This window comes from Rickettsiella endosymbiont of Aleochara curtula (assembly GCF_964030935.1).
GTDB lineage: Bacteria > Pseudomonadota > Gammaproteobacteria > Diplorickettsiales > Diplorickettsiaceae > Aquirickettsiella.
In genome coordinates this window covers 441,003-460,507 of sequence record NZ_OZ034990.1, presented here as the reverse complement: position 1 = coordinate 460,507, position 19,505 = coordinate 441,003, and the positions used below count along the sequence as shown (strand labels likewise).

At 38.9% G+C, this 19,505-nt stretch carries 14 protein-coding genes and 1 riboswitch; of the genes, 7 read left to right on the top strand and 7 right to left on the bottom strand.

Annotated features, from left to right (window positions below; translation table 11 throughout):
• Positions 1-45: 45 nt before the first annotated feature.
• From AAHF87_RS01955 to AAHF87_RS01945, 3 genes are all read left to right on the top strand, one after another.
• Positions 46-960 carry a L,D-transpeptidase gene (locus AAHF87_RS01955; protein WP_342146646.1) on the top strand — a complete coding sequence of 305 codons (915 nt, stop codon included), beginning with the start codon at positions 46-48 and terminating at the stop codon, positions 958-960.
• A 151-nt stretch (positions 961-1,111) separates the two neighbouring features.
• Positions 1,112-1,672, top strand: coding sequence for a DedA family protein (locus tag AAHF87_RS01950; RefSeq protein ID WP_342146644.1), 561 nt, complete (start codon positions 1,112-1,114; stop codon positions 1,670-1,672).
• Positions 1,673-1,764: 92 nt separating this feature from the next.
• Positions 1,765-3,024, top strand: a complete 1,260-nt coding sequence (locus AAHF87_RS01945) for a hypothetical protein (protein ID WP_342146643.1) — start codon at positions 1,765-1,767, stop codon at positions 3,022-3,024.
• Between the two features lie 76 nt (positions 3,025-3,100).
• Here AAHF87_RS01945 and AAHF87_RS01940 read toward each other — a convergent pair whose 3' ends face one another.
• Both AAHF87_RS01940 and AAHF87_RS01935 read right to left on the bottom strand, forming a co-directional pair.
• Positions 3,101-6,511, bottom strand: coding sequence for a UvrD-helicase domain-containing protein (locus AAHF87_RS01940; protein WP_342146642.1), 3,411 nt, complete (start codon positions 6,509-6,511; stop codon positions 3,101-3,103).
• A complete protein-coding gene (locus AAHF87_RS01935) occupies positions 6,508-9,159 on the bottom strand; it encodes a PD-(D/E)XK nuclease family protein (RefSeq protein WP_342146640.1) in 2,652 nt (883 codons plus the stop codon). Before AAHF87_RS01935 ends, AAHF87_RS01940 begins: the two co-directional genes overlap by 4 nt.
• A gap of 429 nt (positions 9,160-9,588) precedes the next feature.
• Here AAHF87_RS01935 and AAHF87_RS01930 point away from each other — a divergent pair, with 429 nt between their 5' ends.
• The gene (locus AAHF87_RS01930) at positions 9,589-9,945 is read left to right on the top strand and encodes a DUF4383 domain-containing protein (protein WP_342146638.1); all 357 of its coding nucleotides are present in this window, start codon (positions 9,589-9,591) and stop codon (positions 9,943-9,945) included.
• 111 nt (positions 9,946-10,056) lie between these two features.
• Here AAHF87_RS01930 and AAHF87_RS01925 read toward each other — a convergent pair whose 3' ends face one another.
• From AAHF87_RS01925 to thiM, 5 genes are all read right to left on the bottom strand, one after another.
• Positions 10,057-13,779: an ankyrin repeat domain-containing protein gene (locus AAHF87_RS01925; protein WP_342146636.1), complete on the bottom strand. Its 3,723-nt coding sequence runs from the start codon at positions 13,777-13,779 to the stop codon at positions 10,057-10,059.
• Between the two features lie 168 nt (positions 13,780-13,947).
• Positions 13,948-14,598 (bottom strand): TenA family protein, encoded by a 651-nt coding sequence (locus AAHF87_RS01920; protein WP_342146634.1) that lies wholly within the window; start codon positions 14,596-14,598, stop codon positions 13,948-13,950.
• Positions 14,599-14,697: 99 nt separating this feature from the next.
• Positions 14,698-15,570 carry a bifunctional hydroxymethylpyrimidine kinase/phosphomethylpyrimidine kinase gene (gene thiD / locus AAHF87_RS01915; RefSeq protein ID WP_342146633.1) on the bottom strand — a complete coding sequence of 291 codons (873 nt, stop codon included), beginning with the start codon at positions 15,568-15,570 and terminating at the stop codon, positions 14,698-14,700.
• The gene (gene thiE / locus AAHF87_RS01910) at positions 15,557-16,198 is read right to left on the bottom strand and encodes a thiamine phosphate synthase (RefSeq protein WP_342146632.1); all 642 of its coding nucleotides are present in this window, start codon (positions 16,196-16,198) and stop codon (positions 15,557-15,559) included. The genes thiD and thiE overlap by 14 nt, the downstream gene beginning before the upstream one ends.
• Positions 16,195-17,049, bottom strand: a complete 855-nt coding sequence (gene thiM, locus AAHF87_RS01905) for a hydroxyethylthiazole kinase (RefSeq protein WP_342146630.1) — start codon at positions 17,047-17,049, stop codon at positions 16,195-16,197. The genes thiE and thiM overlap by 4 nt, the downstream gene beginning before the upstream one ends.
• Positions 17,039-17,171: riboswitch (TPP riboswitch) on the bottom strand. (Overlaps the previous gene by 11 nt.)
• Positions 17,172-17,324: 153 nt before the next feature.
• Between thiM and scpB the strand changes: the two genes are divergently transcribed.
• The 3 genes from scpB to AAHF87_RS01890 all read left to right on the top strand — a co-directional run bounded on the left by scpB (position 17,325) and on the right by AAHF87_RS01890 (position 19,474).
• On the top strand, positions 17,325-17,918 hold the full coding sequence (gene scpB / locus AAHF87_RS01900) for an SMC-Scp complex subunit ScpB (protein WP_342146629.1): 594 nt from the start codon (positions 17,325-17,327) through the stop codon (positions 17,916-17,918).
• 46 nt (positions 17,919-17,964) lie between these two features.
• Positions 17,965-18,513: a gamma carbonic anhydrase family protein gene (locus AAHF87_RS01895; protein WP_342146627.1), complete on the top strand. Its 549-nt coding sequence runs from the start codon at positions 17,965-17,967 to the stop codon at positions 18,511-18,513.
• 61 nt (positions 18,514-18,574) lie between these two features.
• The gene (locus tag AAHF87_RS01890) at positions 18,575-19,474 is read left to right on the top strand and encodes a transporter (protein ID WP_342146625.1); all 900 of its coding nucleotides are present in this window, start codon (positions 18,575-18,577) and stop codon (positions 19,472-19,474) included.
• Positions 19,475-19,505 lie beyond the last annotated feature (31 nt).

Sequence of the window (19,505 nt, the reverse complement as noted above, 5' to 3'; positions counted from 1 at the left end):
CTTAAAAAGCGAAAGAACCGTCCTCAAAAAGCGGAAGGAGCAATTATGCGTATACTCATAAGATTTAGTTTATTGATTGCATTACTGGTTGTGTTCTTAATTATGCATGGTGATAGCTTTGCCGCACGCGGGTGGTTATTACAAAGTTTGTGTAATGATCCTCGACTCTATTGTTTGGTCGTGGCGAGAGGGGAAACTTGGTATACCTTATTTCCCAATCCACAACGACGCGAACTGGTCCAACGTATTAACCGTATGAATACGGGTATTTGGCCGGGAATGAGGATCGCTGCACCCCGAAATCTCGACGCAACTAATTGGATGGAGTATACACCATTTTCCCCCTACCGAGCGCCTACTGGTAGAAAAATGATCGTTTACTCGCCGGCATTAAATGCATGGGCGGCTTACGGCCCGGCAGGAAATATTATTCGCTGGGGACCGGCATCGAGTGGCCAAAATTGGTGTCCGGATTTAGGCAGACCCTGTCATACGCCTTCTGGAAATTTTAAAATCTATGAGAAACGTGGGCCGGGTTGTGCTTCAACTAAATTTCCTAAACCTTACGGCGGCGCGCCGATGCCATACTGCATGTTCTTTAAGGGCGGTTTTGCTATGCATGGTTCGCGCGGAGTGCCTGGCTATAATGCAAGTCATGGTTGCGTGCGCATGTTTGTTGACGATGCTCAGTGGTTAAATAAAGACTTTGCGGACATAGGTACGCAGGTTATTATTTTACCTTATCCATCCAGTCATTATGCGCAAGTCAGTGATGATGATGACGACGACGATGATGATATAGTCAGCAGCAATGATGATTTCGACATGTTCGATACACAGGTAGCGGATAACCAACTGGGAATAACCAATTCGCTCGATGAGCAAGTGGCGACCAGCCAAGAGGATAAAAATCAAACTGAGCTGAAAAAGATCGAAGATGCGATTACTAAGCATGCTTAAGCGTGTCGTGGCCATCTAGTCTATACTACTGGATTGCCGCGCGCTTCGCGCTCGCAATGACGAAATTTTTGTTGCGTTCGCAAAGACGAGGGTGGGGATGCGCTGGCAATGACGAGATGCATTCAAATAATTATTATATCGAATAAATTTTATGTCTTTATCCTCCTTGTTAGATCATTTTTTACCTTGGTTAGATCACTATGGTAGCGTAGTGATTTTTGTTTGGTTAGCCTTAGGAATTTTTGCATTACCCCTACCCGAAGAATCCTTGCTGTTATTGTTGGGATTTTTAATCGCCAAAGGAAAACTTGCCATCGTGCCAAGTTTAGTAGCCGCCTATGCCGGAAGTTGTTGCGGTATCAGCGGAAGTTATGGTTTAGGTTTTGCGACGGGTCATTTTTTGGTGCAAAGCTGGGGTCGATATATAGGATTGACCGAAAAGCGTTATCAACTTGCACACAATTGGTTCGAACGCTTCGGCAAATGGACGTTAGTGATCGGTTATTTTATTCCCGGGGTGCGACATCTGACGGGCTATACGGCCGGCGCGTTGAGATTACCCTTTCGCTATTTTGCACTGTTTGCCTATTCCGGTGCCATTTTATGGGGCAGTCTGTTTATAGGTATCGGTTATCTTTTCCATAACCACTGGCATAGTGCGGCTGAGACCTTGCATACGCATATCAGTATGCTGTTTAAAACTATCTTGTAGCTTTTTCGTTTCCTTAAGTATTTCTTAAGTTTATCCCGATACAGTGGTAGGGAATAAAAATCCGTCCAGAATGCACTATGCCGGGGGATAATATGAAAGAACTAGTCTTAAACACAAAAACCAATTCTCTGTTCAATGTTATTGAATCCGCTTTACAGATAAAAAAAGAAGTAGAAACAACTTCAAAATCTTCATGGTTAGCTACTATTATAACTCCTTCGTTAATAAAAAACTTACAGACAATCGTTAGAGATAAACCTAATCTTAAGCTAAATAATTTTGCAGTATTTTTGCAAGGTCTGGAAGATACGTTACAGGCAGAGATAAATTTAAAGCAAAAGGAAAATTACCAAGAATCAACTGATAGGGTACACCAAGTTTATTGGAAAATTCTCCAACTTTTAACGGGTAAAAACTTAAAACAACGAGCTGAAGTATTGAAGAACACCTTAGTTTATTTAAAATATTTTGAATTCCTTGGAGAAAATAATTTTTCGAATATCAAGGTGGCGAGCATCATTTATAGTTTAGCTCATTCTGAGCCCTTGCATGCCGCTGATATGCTAGTACTTCTCAATCGTTACCAGTTATTAAATGAAGAGAGTCTAGGAAAAATTACAGCGAATCGTAATTTAAATATTAAGTTATTTACTCGTGTGATAGAGAAATTAAGTTTAAGTGGCGGAACAACTCCTCTCTTAAACCAAGCTAACTTAGATAAATTACTAGATAATCCTGAACTTAATTTAAAAATGCTAGCATACTTCATACAAGTAGATGCTGAATCAAAAATCTTAACCCAAAAAATATTTGGTTTTGTTATCAGCAACCTAAGTTTATTAACAGAAACAGAAATTGATTCTACCCAGTTTGCTAATGTAATTTACTTATTGGACAAAGCTGATATTTTAACGCAGGATAATTTTGATATTATTCTTAGCTTAGAACAAATTGATCGCGCGAATTTATTTTCTGTACTTTCTAAATTTAGTGATTCAAATATTTTAGATCAAGAACAATTTTCTAAGTTTTTAGCAGTTTACAATAAAGTTAAAGTTTTTGATAACCAAAATAGGGATTCTAAAGATGATCTTTCGGATTCATTGACAGATGGATTATGTGCTGCATTTCTGAGAATAGCGGTATTAACAAAAAATATTTGTAAAATAATTGTAGAGTTTTTTATGAACAAAATTAAGCTTCATACTGAAAAGCAAGCAGAAGTAAAAACTGATTTAGGTATTGAGACACAAAATTGTAATTCTTTTTTTGTTAGTGCTTGCAGTAAATCTAAAGTTACTGACCCTGGAGCATTGAGAGCAAATATATCGAATACATGCGGAGTTAAATAGCGGGATTATTCCGAGACAAGAGTATTGATCGTCATTGCGAGCGCCGAGGGCGCGCGGCAATCCAGGAAATACTAAACTATGGATGGCCACGCTCATTACATTCGCTCGCCATGACGGTGACAGTCGTAGATATTTCAGAAAATTCCCATTCACACCAGAGTGAAGTGAGTGGGAAATACAAACCACAGCGTATGGTCTGCTGTTTATCGAACAAGGCTTCCGCATAATTGTTCAATTGTTGTTGATGCTGTTGCATGGCATCACTTAAAAATTCTTCGGGTTTGTTTCCTTGGTAATCTGTCGTTTTATAATCAATAATCCAACGTATCTCTGTATTAGAATCAATAAAGGTTCGATCGATAACCCAATTTTGCAGCTTGCCGTGGAGTAACGCGGTGATAGCATATTCCGATTGTGCAGATTGATGTTGTTGACTTAAAATCCAGCGTCCGCGCGCATTGGTTAGGGTTTTTTCCAAACAGACATTCAATTTATCTAAAGCTTCAGGTATTTGCGATGCGAGCAAGCCGTTTTGTGCCAATAAACCAGCAAACATGCTTTGTGAATCGTTTATTTTTTTACTGTCCCAATGTTGTAAACCGTCTTGACTGATTTGATACAGTAAACGATGGATCACGGTTCCCAACACCCGTTCCGGATGTAATTGCCAATGGTAGGAATAAGCTTGTGGCTTTATTTCACGAGATAAATCGAATTGATTAGCAATAGGTGCTTGCCAAGCGGCGGGTAAGCGTTTCAATAAACCTTGCGTGGTTAAGTCTTGCGTAGTTTTTGCTGATGCAGGCGTTAAAATTTCTTCTGGCTTGATATTCAGAATCGGCCACAACTGGCCTAATAATGACAGTGGAGCAGGGGCTTTTATGTCTGCAGCTTCGTCTAGCGTGAATGTGCCTAACAGATGTAAGGATTGCTTAGCACGCGTGCAAGCGACATACAGTAGGCGCGTTAACTCAGCCGCGTTTTTTTGCTTTTCAGCATCGAACAGATAATTATAAATTAAATCTTGTTCTTCATGACTGGCTTTGATCGGCGCGAGTAAAAAATCTTTTTTTGTTGGTGTTAGCATTTTTTCACTATACAACAATAACGGCGATAGCTCAGAGCGGCCACGGCGCTGTAAACCGGGTAAGATGACATGATCAAATTCTAAGCCTTTGGCTTTATGCATGGTCATGACTTCGACTGCATGTGCGGGTGTTGCGGATGTAGTTTGTGTGTAGATATGGCTCAATTCATCACCCAACTTAAAAAAATCTAGTGCTTCGCCTTCCTGTTTAATTTTATTTTCTAGAAAATTAAAGTACGCATGGATATCATCCATTTCTTGCCAGTTAGACAAAGTGGTCGGTCCGCCTAATGCAATCCAGGTTTGTTTAATCCATGACGGTAGAGGAACACGACCTTGTTGTTGCAAGCATTGTTGTAAAACCGGCACGATGCGGCGTAAACGTTGTTTAGTATCGGCACTGAGTAAAGTTTCTTCAAACTGTTGCAACTGTTGCCAAATAGTAAGCGATTTTTTTTTCTCATCGCTACATTGCGTAAACTGAGATAGATCGCTTAATGACAAACCGCCATAAGGTGATCGTAATAAGGCGAGCCATGCGATCCTATCACCAAAATGATGCAGCGCGCGGGTTAAGACGAGTAGATCTTGCACCGCTGATTTTTCGGCGAGACTGTCTATCTCTATAGCTTGATAAGGGATCGCCTCGCGGCGTAAGGCGGATAAAATATTGCGCAAATGACTACGGGCACGAACCAAAATCGCAATGGAGGTTTGGCTATTCTCTTGTTTAATTTTTTGGATAATTTTTAGGATCTGCTCGGCTTCAGCCTGTTCTGCCGAGGCAGTATCATGATTGGTTTGTTGCCAATACGTAAAAACGGCGTTGCTTTGCGTAGCGTGTGAGTAAGCACTTGCCGGTGAATAGCAGACAGTGCCCTGTTCAAGATCATGAGTGTGTGGGAGTAATTGACTAAACTGTTGGTTGACCCAAGCGACGATGCCGGCCGTGGAGCGAAAATTAACCGACAAATTTAAGGTTTGCAGCTGTAGTGTACCTATGCCGCATTGTTGCACCTGTAAAAATAAACCGACTTCGGCTTTACGAAATCGATAGATCGATTGCATGGGATCGCCGACTAAAAATAAGCTACGACCATCCTGGTTTTGCCAGCCGGCCGTTAATTTTTCGATTAAATGTAATTGTGTACTCGAAGTATCTTGAAATTCATCAACCAGTAGATGTTGGATTTGATAATCTAAAGCCAGTGCTAAATCAGTGGGATTTTCAGCTTGACCCAACGCCGCGCTAGCGGCGAGTAGGATCTCAGTATAATCGACTTTTTGCTGTTGTTGAAAAATAATTTTTAAATGTGCTACCAATACCGGTAACAATTCAAACAGTGACTGCAGAATTTGCCATTGTGTATCGGTATAATGTAAAGGCGGTGCTTGCTTTAAAGCGATTAAGGTGTCTTTTATTAAATCTTGTTGACTTAATTGTGCAATTAAATCCAAACATTGTTTTTTTAGACGTTGAATATCTGTCAGTGTCACTTTATCTTTTATTTCATTTTTGGTAGCAAAACCTTCGGTTTTACGTAATTGTTTACGCCAGGTATTCGATTCAGTTAATAACAATTGACTCGCGGTTTGCCAAAAAGTTAAATCATTATCATGGATTAAAGAGGCGAGCTGACGTTGTTCCAATGAAAAATTCAACAATTGCTTAAGTTCCTGTGCTAAGTCTTTACTGATTAGTTGATTTAATTTTTCGACTAATGTTTGGTTAATGTTAAATAAAGCCTGTTCTAAATCTTCGCGTAAATGTTGTTGATGTAGGAGTAAATAATCTAACCATTGTTCACGTCGCGCTAACATCGGAATGAATAAATTTTCTACCCGTTGAAAATCATTATCACAATGACTCAACAAATGACTCAATGAGCTTTGCCAAGGCAATGGTTCTTCAAGTTGTTTGAGTAGTTCTTGTATCGCTAGTCGATAGAGATATTCCGGATGATCAACGGGCGTTAATTTTTCACCGGATCCAGCCAGTAATGGCATTTGTCGGGTTAAGCTTTGGCAAAAACTATCGATGGTGAGTATGCGCAGTCGATTCGGATTGCTTAATAAATTCCACGCTAAGGCTTGATCCTGTACCAATACTTTTTTGGCTAAATAATAACGTTCGGCTTCTTTGCCGGCGGGAGTTTCGGTACTTACTGCTAGTTCTAAGGCTTGCATAATGCGTAAACGCATCTCATTAGCGGCTTTGCGTGTAAAAGTAATAGCAATAATCGCTTCAGGCGTTACGACGCACGCGAGTAACATCAAATAACGACGCACCAATAATTCTGTTTTCCCGGAACCGGCGGGGGCTTGCACTATAAACGATTGATTTGGATCGAGTGCTTGCAGGCGTTGTTTTGCATCGGCTAATTCTATTGAAGGCTTCATACTAAAGTTGTGTTAAATGACGGATGATTAATTCGACACAGCAATTTTAGATCACAATGTCGACACGTAGTCGGGCCGTGTTTGGGATTGACATCGGAGGCACCCTGTTGGAATTCTATGGCGAGTTTTTCTAGAGAAGTTTGCCAATGCTTGAGCAGATCCGACCAATCATTTAAAACCAAAGTAGTTTTTAATTTTTTTAAAGGCGTGAGTTGCTGCAGTGCCGATGCTTCTGCGCTGATTCCTTGTAGTGTAATTTTATTACTGCGTAAATGCATGATGGCAAAGCTGCGTACGGTTTCTGGATAGCTTAAACAATACAAGGGTAATTGCGGATAATCACAACGTTCTGCTAACCAATCTATTTTACACGGTACACCGGTTTTGTAATCAATAACCATATAGTGTGTTGCGCTGAGCTTGTCGATGCGATCTATTCTTAGTTTGAAAGATAATGGGCCCAGCGCTAATTGTGTTTTTGTTTCATGTTGCGTTTGCGTAAAAGCGGGACGTTGTTTTTCTAAAGCGATGACGTTACTTAATAACGTTTGTAAGCGTCGCCGTTCGATGTCGATAAAAAAAGCTTTAAAAACCAGGGGTCGTTTTTTACTCAATAAGCTTAAGCAATGGTCAATTGCGTCATTAATGATTTTCTCGAGAGCGCTAGGTGTAAGCTGCAATAGACTTGCTTGATCCTCGACGATATTCCAAAATTGTTCTAATACTTGGTGTAACAGATTACCACGCTCTCTTGCATTAAGACCGTTTTGCGGGAAGGAATGAAACTGTGCTTTTAAGCGCCAGCGTGCATAGGCTTGGAACGGACATGCGGCTTGTGATTGCAAAAGTTGTGTGCTCGCGCGGAAGTCATCTTCAGCCGCTAATGGCACGGGTTCATCTCGATAATATTCCCATTGTTGTCTGGCCATTATTTTTTTTGCTAAACTTTGATAGGCTGGAAGTTTCAGATCGCTCAATTCGATTTTTGGTATGGATTTAATTAAGACACTAGGACGTAACATCTGATCCAAATGCTGTGCTGGATGACTGAAAATAATGTTTTTGCTACTGCCGATCAAATTTTTCGTAAGTAGCGAAGCAAAATAGTATTCTCGTTCACTCGAAGCATAAGGTATTTGATGTGTGTGTTGTAAAGCGTAAGGAATAAATGGATTAGGTTTTGCGACTGCTGGCCAAGTTCTATCATCGAGTCCTATGACCCATAATGCATCAAAATACAAGCCGGCGCTGTCCAGTAATCCTAACACTTGTATCGGCGCTTCATGTAATGTTTTGTTCTGGAACAAGATGTTGGCAATTAATTCGTGTAATTGTTGCAATGCTTCTGCCTGCGATATTTCACCAAGTATAAAATCTAAATTGGCGAGCTCTGTCAGCAATTCAGACCAGCGTTCCAACAATTGAAATTCACTATTTAATAAACCATCGCCTGGCCAGGCTAAGGCATGAAGTTTTTTAGCAAAATATTCTGACCAAAAACTTGGCTTAGCTAAAAAATGCGCTGGATATTTTTTTATTATGGGAATGACCGCTGCAATTAAACCACTTAAAAGCGGGCAGGCTAGTTGGTCACTGATCCTAAGTAGTTGAGCTAAGCTCAATCTATTTTCAGCCGTGCAACGCAGCGTGACATCAAGTTGTGCACGTGCGGCTTGTTCTTGTTGTGAACCTCCTAAATAGGGAGAGCGTAGCAATGCATTAATTTGTGAAAATGCATTGATGTATTCTAAGTTGAGTATTTGTGTGGCAGTCTGAATCAAGCCAAATGTTATTAATGGATTACCTGCAGCGATGTTAAAAGGTGGAGGCTGGATATCATTAGGAGCTAACTCAGTGAATACTTCGCTGAAGATATTAAATAAATGGCTGCGTTGCTCAACTAGATTGGGAATGATACAGGCGATATTTTTTTTACCTTGTTGCCAGGACTGATATGCCCAGAGTGCCATCGTATGATACTCAGTTTCTTTATCACTTAAGGGTAGGCGTTGGCGTTTAGTTTCCGCATGAATCGGCGCATAATGGCAAATCTCACAGTGTTGTTCTTCCAAGATCTTCAGTAGTTTTTTATATTGCGGATTTATTTCATTAAACCCAAGCAGGAAAATTCGTGGTGGAGGTTTTAATATTTTTTTGCTGAATAATAGGATGAAGTGGTTAAGTGCAGTGGATAAATCGACAGTGCGATGACTTTGACAAAAGCTGACGAAGTGCCTGGCCCAGGCTTGCCAGGTTTCAGTTTCATTGCTTTGTTTAAAGTGACTGCTTTGATAATCGAGTTGCGCTTGTTGCAGTAATTGCCATGCTTGCTGAGCATTTTTCGCAGTATGAGCGGTATTTAAAAAAGAATAAGCGGATTGCTGAATAATGTTTTTCCATATCAAACATTCTTGTGATTTATTAAGTAAACGCAAACAAAAACCAGTTTGCTCGATGAATTGTTTTTCCCAAAGCGTTTCTAACCAGTGTGTAAAAGTAAAAAATTGTGGTGTAGACCAAACCTGTTTTTTTTGTGTTTGTTGATATCGCGCATAAGCTTTATGTAAAAATGGAATTAAGCGTTTATTACCGGTCAGTAATAAATCCTCGGGATTCAACATTTCGAAAAGTTTGTTATAAATTTCCATAGACTACCTATTGACAAGCTTAAGTTTAGCTAAGAATGGTCAGGACTTTTGCACAAGTTGAGTTAATTTAATTTATTCTAGGTAATCTTAACAGCAGAAAAAATAATTTTCTGATTGACAGGGTATAACTATTTGAAAAAAGGGATTTTTTATCTTTTGTTTAAAGCTTGTACAAATTGTAACGATGACTTATAAATCAAGGTTTTTACTAGCTTCCCCCAACTCTGTCCACAAAGTTATTCACAGAATCTGTGGGTAAGCATGAATTTGTCATCCTATTGCCTAATAATTAAACATTTTTATCCATGTGTGACTTGCAGTGTGGAATGCGAAAATCAATTTGCTTATTTTTAAAAGTATTCTATACTCATGCTTTGGTTATAAAAACCAAAACGTTGCAAAGGGAGTTTCAGCGTGTTCTTAAGAGGTATGGCATTAATTTTTGCTATAGTTTTTATTCTATTAGGCATACTCGGCTTTATTCCTCCTATTACACCCAATCATGTGTTGTTCAATTTTTTTACAGTCGGTATTTTATTGAACATCTTTTATATATTAATCGGTCTGCTGGCCTTGTCTGCTAGCGGTTCGATGTTTTATGCGCGTTTGTATTTTAAATTTTTTGGGATTATCTTTGCCGTAATTGCCATCTGGGGTTTTGCTATGAATGGCAACTTAAGGCTCATCCAAATTAATATCTCGGATAGTTTTTTCTATCTGCTAATGGCCATCATTGCGCTGTATTTGGGCTTTACCAGTAAATTGCCGCGTTCTTATGCGCACTAACCAGAGCTAAGCGAACTCTCATGACCAGCGAATTTAATGAGCTTGGGTCCTCAGTGTTACATTTCCTAAATTGACGCATCACTTACTGCTCGCGATGACGATCAATTAAGTTTAAGCTACCTTAGCATGTTTGACATGCACCGCATCGTTTTCCAAATCAAATTCACAAACATCGTTAGCCTTGAGCGCATTAATTTCTTGGTAAGCAGCAAAAATATGGCTGAGTTTGGAACCGGACTCGGAAAAGGCCCAATACTGATCTTTAAGTTTCAATAAGGCGGGTCCTATATCGAAGTCTTGCCTATCTAATACTCTTTCTAGGGCATGTGCTGCTTCCAATTTTTGCGGTGTCGAGCAGCGCCATTTGAAAAAGGAAAATTTAGTGGTGTAGGTGACTTTCTTAGCTTTTAGGTCTTCAAGCTCATATAAATAATAACTAAATAATTTATCAGTAACGATTTTCAAATTATTAGGTCTTTCGGCAAAAAAGTCTTTATTAAAGTAAATTAATAACAGTGCAAAACAATTTAATGTCACTTTATCAAATAACACTTGGTCTTCGCTGGTTTCTATCGACCATCGAGCAAATTGTTCGAGTATAAAATAGGCGGATAAATCCTGTACCGTGATTAGCGCTTCATTGTTTACCGAATCGGCGAGAAAGTTTAAAACATTTTTCATTATAAAAGGATATTTAGCGCAGGTAGGTCGAAAAATATAATTTTCATCATTATCTTTTTCTGTTAATAAATCAGCGAAAATGTTGATGCCTAGTAACTCAATATGTTTATCTATAAACTTGAGTAGTGCAGAGATTGCCGTACGATCTTCAATTCGTGCAGTCACTGATAAGACACTTTTTCTATAGTCGTAGCGACCACCAAAAAATACTGCATTGGCAGCCTCTTTATCATGGATGCTTTTAAAAATAAAATCCTGTAAGGTCTCTTGGTTGAAAAGATTAATATTGTCAGATAAAAATTCTAATAGTAACTCAACCACTTTAGGTTGGTAGGTGGCTGCTACCATTAATGCATTACATTTATTTTTGTCATGTGCTATAAGAAATTGGTTAATAAACTTAGCTGAAAAAATTTCGGGTCGGCTTTGAATAAAGTTCAGGAAAAATCTAACAACTTCAGGCTTGTATTTTGCTGCTATCATTAATGTGGTAATTCCATTTTTATCGTGTTCTAAAAAAAGTTGGTTAAGATAATCTGCTGAAAATATCTCAGGATGTTTAATAATAAAATTTAGGATATGTATCGCAGCCTCATATTGATTGCGCGCGGCTAACATCAAACTATTATAGGCTAACTCATTTTGTTCTATGATTAATTTTGGCCAAGTTTCTCGAGTAATGAGTTGAGGATTTTTTTCAAATAATTCAAATATAAACGCTAAGGATTTAGCTTTATCTCGGGCTAAGTACATCAATAAAGTAAATCCAGACTTATGTTTTTCCAAGAAGATCTGCTCTAGGCTTACCGGAATCACACCCTCTGGTTGTGCTCGAATAAAATTTATAAGAGACAAGAAGGCTTCAGGATGATGACGTGCTAACAGTAAACTGTTACACCCTTTTTGGTTTTCAGTAAATAATATGTTTTCAATATGCAATTTAAAAAATTTAAAATTACCAATAAAGTTTAAAATGGTTGAAACAAAATATGGCTGAAATTCAGCAGCAAGCATTAGAATGTTGTAGTTTATTAGATTTGTGTCTAGAAATAATTTAATCAGGATTTCTTCAGGGAATAAGCTAATATGTTTATTGATAAATTGAACTAAATATTGTAAAACTATAGGCTGATAGCGTGCAGCCAGCATTAAAATCGTAAAGCCATCTGGATCCTTGTCTAAAAACATTTTCCAGAGAATTTTACGATTAAAACTTTCGATATTTTCAGATATAAATTTTAATATGTAAAATGCGGCTTCTGCTTGATTTTTCACTGCCAGCACTAATGCTGTGCAAGTTTGTTTAGAATTTTCAATAAATAATAATTTACGCAAGGTTTCCCCGTCAATTTTTATATGCTCGGTTATGAACGATAAAACACTTTGTATCCGATCCGGATGATCGCGCGCCGTTAAGGTTACAGCGGTATAGCTATCCTTTTGCTTCTGCGTAAATAGATTTCGCAATGTATCATTAGCAAAACGACCGATGTGTGTGCTTAAAAAACCTAAAATAGCGCCGATTGCTTCGGCTTGCTTACTAGCAGCTAACATAAGTACATTGCAATTATTGGTGCTTTCTAAAAAAAAGTTTTGTAATATTGTATGGTCCAAATCTTGTATATTGTTACCAATAAAATCTAATAGCATTTCTACTGCATTGGCATGATAAATAGCGGCTATCATTAACGCATTTAAATTGTCTTTGTTTTTCATCAAAAACATTTTTTCAATTAATTTCGGAGCATAGATATCGTTATATTTTTTAAGAAAAATTAGGATAGCTTCTAAAAAATCTGGACTATATTGTGCGGCAAACATGAGTAGGTTAAATCCAGATTGATTCTTTACGAGAAAGGCGTCGGCTATTTTTCCAATAATAAAATGTTTACGGTTTAAATCTAAGCGAATGATTAACTGAAAGACTTGTAGGATTTCTGTAGGAGATTCACCACAAATTTTTAGCTGCCGCGTTAAATAATCAATAAAGGCTGAGCAATTTTTGGTAAAAATTTTGTGTTTGCTTATTTTTTGATAATACTTAGGAAATCTACTGTTTAATTCTACTAATTGCTCCACTAAATCAGCATATCTTTCTTCTTTAAAAAGTTTAGAAATAAGTTCGGCGGGCGAATGTAAAGAATGGGGTTTTAAAAATAAATTATGACAAGCACTATCAATTAAGGTATTTATTTTTGGCACGGTGACAAAGTAGTTCTGATCAGACAGGGCAGAGAAAAAAGATCGGTATATCTTTTCCCAATCAAGATTAACTAGGCTAAAGACGAGAGGATTTTTTTTATCGCGAAAGATTTTAAAATAAGTTAGCCAATTATTGGGATGATTGGGAATTGTGTTGATATAATTGGGTAAAAAGCGGCTAATCAAATGAATGATCTTTTCTTTCATTTCCAGACTCAAACCATTTTTATTATTTTTCTCACTTTCTAATTCTGGAATAAATTCCATAAAAGCTGCTATTAATAAAGAGGGTAAATGATAGGGTGTAAATTTTTTATAAAATGCTTGTTGCAAGGTGCATCTAATTGTCTTGTCAGGTAAAGCTCCGATGTAATTGTCCTCAGGAAAATTGGCCTTTATGCCTAGACCATCGATAGCTGCGATGACACTAATACGATTCCAGGCGTGAACTTCGGGAATTTTACCCTCTTCAGAGGCTTTGGGTGCGAGGATAACTGAAGCCACTTCTTCGACTAAGTTTTTACGGACAGTACAAAGTAGTTCTGCTAAGTTGCGCGATTTATAAAATGAGTCGACAATAATATTAACCCGATTATGAAAACCTTCGCTACAGTAGTCGATGTCTTCGGTTAATTTATTAACAATAGCTAGACGCTTATCCGAGGAAAGTTTACCTAATTCGGAATCTAAATTCCCTTGTAGACGATGAAAAATGAGTTGCAATTGTTTCAGTAATAATGATTTTGCCCGATAATTGGATGCTTCATTTAAATGATTATCAAAAATATTTTTTGGTAATTTATTATCAACTTGGCAAATAATTTTTTGTAAATTAGCTAACCAATTTTTAGGTAAAATAGGTAGTTTAGAAAGTTCAATGACTGGAGGCGGTTGATAAGCAAAAACAAGGTTTTTATTAAAGGCAGAATCTACTGGGTATTTTTCTAACATGTAATATCCCTTTGATGTTATGGCAAAATTAATTATTTTCTAAGAAGAATTAAGATAAGAATATCAGGTCAATTTTATATTCACAATAGCGCCAAGATTAAAAAAATTAAATATAATTTAAATTTTTAATATTTTAATTAATATGCGAATAGTTAATATAAATATTTTTTAAATTGGCCAAGTTTGTTGTACATAAGCCCCTTGCCAAAATTGCCATTCACACAACGTGGCTTGTCTAAATGCGAGTAACATTTTTTGTTGACATGGAATACTAGCAGGCATGGCAAGATCATTAAGTGTCGTTATCATTTGTTCCACGGAATAATTAAATTCTTGACTGGAATATAAATCGATCCATTCTTGATAAGGATTATGCGGAATTTTTTTGGCGCCGGCACGGAGTCCTACTTGTTGATAAACCCAAAAACAGGGTAGTAAACTAGCAACGGCTTCTTCTACTGGGGCGTTGCTTGCCATACGCAATAAATAATTGGTATACATAAAGCAAAACGGACTTTGTTTATTGCCAGTAGAGGTAGTGCTAGCATATTTTTTTAAAACGTTTACATGTAGATCACGTTCAGCTTTAAGTGCATTCATGGCAAATTGCATAAATAATTCGCTTTGCTGATCGTGTGGTAGTCGTGTGGAGGTAAGTGCGAGTGCTTTTGAAAAATCTGCAAGATATAAGGCATCTTGTTTTAAATAAAAAATAAATGTTTCTAAAGCTAAATTACCTTGCGCCAGCTCCTGATTAAAAGGATGCTGATAGATTTTAGGCATGATGTCCGCCACAGCATCTTTAAGTTGATTAAACATGTTGTTCTACCTTCTGTAAAAGAGTTTCTCGATGAAGATTTTGAGTATTGGAACAAGGGTTTATTGAACATCAGACACGCATCAGTACATCCCTGTTTACTAAGGTCTTCTATTCAACAAACTTTTATTCCTCGACAGTTTGTATTTACGAAACTTCTGTAAAAAATAAAAATGCTGGACTGGGCCTTGACCATGACCCAGTTTTAAATCTTTTGCGGCTAAAATACATTGCGTCAAATAATTTTTCGCTTTAACAATGGCGTTAATTAAACTTTCACCTTGAGCTAAATACGAAGCGATCGCAGCCGATAATGTGCAACCGGTACCATGTGTATTTTTAGTATTGATACGTTGCGTTGCAAAGCGGTGTATTTGTTGTTGTGGATAATCATAAAGAAAATCCGTTGAGAGCGTCGTTTTTAAATGTCCACCTTTAAGCAATATCGAAACTTTGTAACGTGTTGCGAGCAGTATGGCGGCAGCTTGCATGCTGTGCTCGTCGTTAATGTTAAGGGATAAGATCGATTCGGCTTCTGGAATATTGGGCGTTATCAGTGTTGCCAATGGGAATAAATCATTCACTAAAGCTCGTATGGCTTCTGGTTTTAATAAGGCATGACCGGTTTGAGAAATCATCACCGGATCAAGCACAATAAATGTCGGTTGGTATTTTTTTAAGTTAGCAGCGACTAAATGGATAATATCTTCATGATACAGCATGCCGAGTTTAACGGCGCTTATAGACAAATCAGTAAATACCGCATCGATTTGTTGCTGAATAAAAGCTAATGGAATTTCTTGTATCGCGGTAACCGATTGTGTGTTTTGTGCGACTAAGATGGTAATGATACTCGCTGCATAGCTACCCGTGGCGGATATCGCTTTGATGTCGGCTTGACTGCCGGCACCACCAGAAGGATCGGTGCCAGCAATACTGACGACTTGTGCTAGCGAGGAGTTACGCGGTGACATGACGGCTTTGCAAAATAGTTTGCGCTAATTTTTGACTCATAAGTTGAGGATCGCTTGCCGAAAAAATAGCCGATGCCATAGCTACGCCAGCCACACCCGTTGCTAATACCGATTGAAGATTTTGAGTATTGATGCCGCCTATAGCTATGACTGGAGCACCCAGAGCCGCATTAATATTTTTTAAATTGGCAATGCCGAGCGGTGCTGTGGCATATTTTTTGGTAGCCGTCGCAAAGACCGGACCGACACCAAAATAATCGCAATCATAATGGCAACATTGTTGTGCCTGTTGAATATTTTCAATCGTGAGACCAATGACTTTTTTACTGCCTAATTGTTGACGCACCGTGGTATAAGCTTTATCCATTTGTCCGATGTGTACGCCATCGGCATCAATGGCGAGTGCAATATCCGGATGATCATTAATGATTAAAGGAATATGTCGCACACGCAATAAGCGTAATAGTTGTTTGCCAGTGCGCATGATATTTTCTGGTGTTTGATTTTTCATCCGTAGTTGCACGCAACTAATACCCGTCGTTATCACTTGCTCAACGGCATCGATGATGGATAAGGGCGCACACGCTGCTTCATCGGCAATCAAATAATAAGAATAATCAATCGTCATACAACAACACTTGTCTTTTTAAGTAAGCTTTGTATCTGATCTTTTTGCACGGTATAAAGACTATCGAGTAATTGCGTATAAAAACTTCCCGGGCCATGGGATTTTTTTTCGGCAATTTCACTTACCAGTCCCATCCAGGCCATGGCATGCACGGCCGCATTAAATCGATGCGGATTCACGGCTAAAAAACTGGCAATCATGGCGGTTAAGGAACATCCCATACCCACAACTTTAGTGAGTAGTGGTGTTCCATAATCCAGTGCAACGGACATAGCCTCATTGACAATAAAATCGATTTTTCCGCTGACCACCACGATACATTGGTATTGTTGTGCTAAAGTTTGCGCGGATGTAACAGCATTGCTACTGGCTTGCGTGGTATCGACGCCTTTGGTGGTGATGGAGGTATCGAGCAAAGCCATAATTTCTGAAGCATTACCGCGAATAACTGTGACACCGCGCTTAATAATGCTTGAGGCCGCAGCGGTGCGGTAGGTACTGGCGCCAGCACCCACCGGATCGAATATGATAGGAATACCGCGTTTTAAAGCAGCTAATTGAGCTTTTTCTATAGCCGCTAGCCAAGTTTGATCAAGTGTACCAATATTTATCACTAAGGCTTGTGCCAGGTGGATAATATCCTCTAATTCTTCTTGTGCATGTGCCATAATCGGCGCAGCACCTAAGGCTAGTAACATATTAGCCGTCGTCGGCATAACAACTAGATTGGTAATATTGTGAATTAATGGATGGGTGTGACGGATTAAATCGACGTCATGGAATAACGATGCTAGCGTGAATGCGCTACTGGAGGGTGACGTTAATTTGTCTAAACAATTTTTTGTTTTCAATGCACTTCTTCCTACGCAGGTCTTAGCCTGATCAGGTTATGAGGGTTGAATGGGAACATTCTCTCAGCCTAGAAAGTGTCTGAAATGTAGACGCTTCCTTTAGGGCACCCCTGGTGACTTGTCTATTAGACACGAATTAACGAGTCGGATCAAGCCACTTATCTGACCCGTTATTGCGAGCACCGAAACTTTAACTCGTCATTGCGAGCACCGTAGGTGCGCGGCAATCCAGACTTCGCTCGCCATGACGGGCAGTTTACTGCTATAGTTTGGCTATGGAAAATCAAACGCTTAAGTCAATATGTGAGGCCGCTATTCTTGCTGCCGGTGAGCCGGTGAGCATCGAGCGCTTGTTAGATTTATTTAGCCTAGAAGAACGCCCGACAAAATCTAACCTAAAGAAAGTTCTCCTGGAATTAAGTGAAGATTATCAAGACCGCGGTATCCAATTAAAGCAATTGGCCAGCGGTTATTGTTTCCAAACGACGAGTACCTTAAACGAGTGGGTCAAACGACTCTGGCCGGAAAAACCACCCCGATATTCACATGCCTTTTTAGAAACCTTAAGTATCATTGCTTACAAGCAACCGGTGACACGTGGCGACATTGAAGCGATACGTGGTGTCGGGGTAAATCCAACTATTATAAAAACTTTATTGGAGCAAGAATGGATACAGGTGGTGGGGCAACGTGAGGTTCCGGGACGACCTAATCTGTATGCGACATCGACCTTATTTCTTGATCATTTTGGCTTAAAAGAGTTAGCGGAATTGCCGCCTTTTCCTTTGCCTGGGATTACTGAGCCTAGTGAGATTGCACTGGCGACTGATCATGAATCGAATGCTTCGCTCGATGTCCTTGAAAATTAGACTTATGTCTAACCATGAAATCAGGTCTATCACGCAGGTTATGTAAATGCTTTATTCTTTTGAAGATAGACATCCTACACTATTAGGCGAAGCTATTTTTATTGCCGAGAGTGCAGATGTCATTGGCTCAGTCATCATTCACAATCATGTCATTATTTTACCGCAAGCGGTAGTCCGTGCAGATAATACCGTGATAGAAATCGGCGAAAATACCAATATCCAAGACGGAGCGGTGTTGCATACCGATCCGGATATGCCGATGCATATTGGTAGGAATGTAACGATTGCTCATCATACCATGGTGCATGCGCGTGCAGTGGGCGATTATTCTGTGGTCGCCATCGGCGCTAAAATATTAAATAACGCCGTGATTGGTAAACACTGCTTGATTGCCGCGAATGCCTTGGTGTTAGAGAATCAGCATATTCCCGATGGCTCCTTGGTGATGGGTTCACCAGGAAAAATAAAACCATTGTCACCCCAGCAAATAGCGGATATGCAATGGTATGCACAACATTATGTAGACAAGATTCATCGTTATCAAAAAGGACTTAAACGATTTGATCCCAAGCAGAGTAAAGTTAAAGCCGACTAAACTAAAAAATAATAAGATTTTTTTTAGTTTTATCCTTTTATTCTATGGTTTTGTATCGTGCGTGCGGGCGGGTGAGTTAGGTCATTTTATTCCAAGTAGTTGGGACATTCGAAGCTTTATCTCACCGCCCCCGGGAATTTACTTTACTTTATACAACTATTTATATAGCAGTAATGATTTAAAAGATCGCAATGGAAATTCTATTCAATCGGCGGTTATTAATGGAGTGCCGACGCAGCTTAATATTGATGTGAATACTTTTTTTACGGCACCTACTTTTCTTTGGTCATCCAACAAAAAACTATTCGGCGCTAATTATGCATTGCTGGTCATACAACCGATTGCTAACCCTTCGTTACAAGCTTTTTTGCAAATCCAAAATACCGGAATCGCCGCAAACCAATCCAGTTGGGGTTTTGGTGATCTTTATTTGCGACCGATTTGGTTGACTTGGCATTGGCCTAATCTGGATCTTTCAGCTTCATACGCGCTATATGCGCCGAGTGGACGTTATGCACGTTTCGATCGCAATAATATTGGTTTAGGTTTTTGGACGAATGAGTTACAACTCGCCAGTGGTTTTTACTTTGATAAGCAACACTCTCTGGCGTTTTTATTAACCGCTACTTACGATATCAATCAACGAAAAACCGATGTGGATATTAAGCCCGGAAATTATTTTTCATTAAATTGGGGGATCAGTAAATATATTACGCTCGATCAAGGAATCTTAGAAATCGGTATTCCCGGCTATGATCAATGGCAGGTGAGTCATGATAGTGGATCAGCATTATTAGCGAATCTCGCCGCCACTGATCAAGTGCATGCAGCTGGTGCACAGCTAGGTTATACGGTTAGTCCATGGAATTTAACTATGACTGGAAAGTTTATGCAGGAGTTTAATGCTAAAGCGCGTTTTCAAGGTAGAGTTTATACCTTATCGATAAGTTACCAATTCTAACCAAACAATCGTAAGAAATTAAAAATATCAC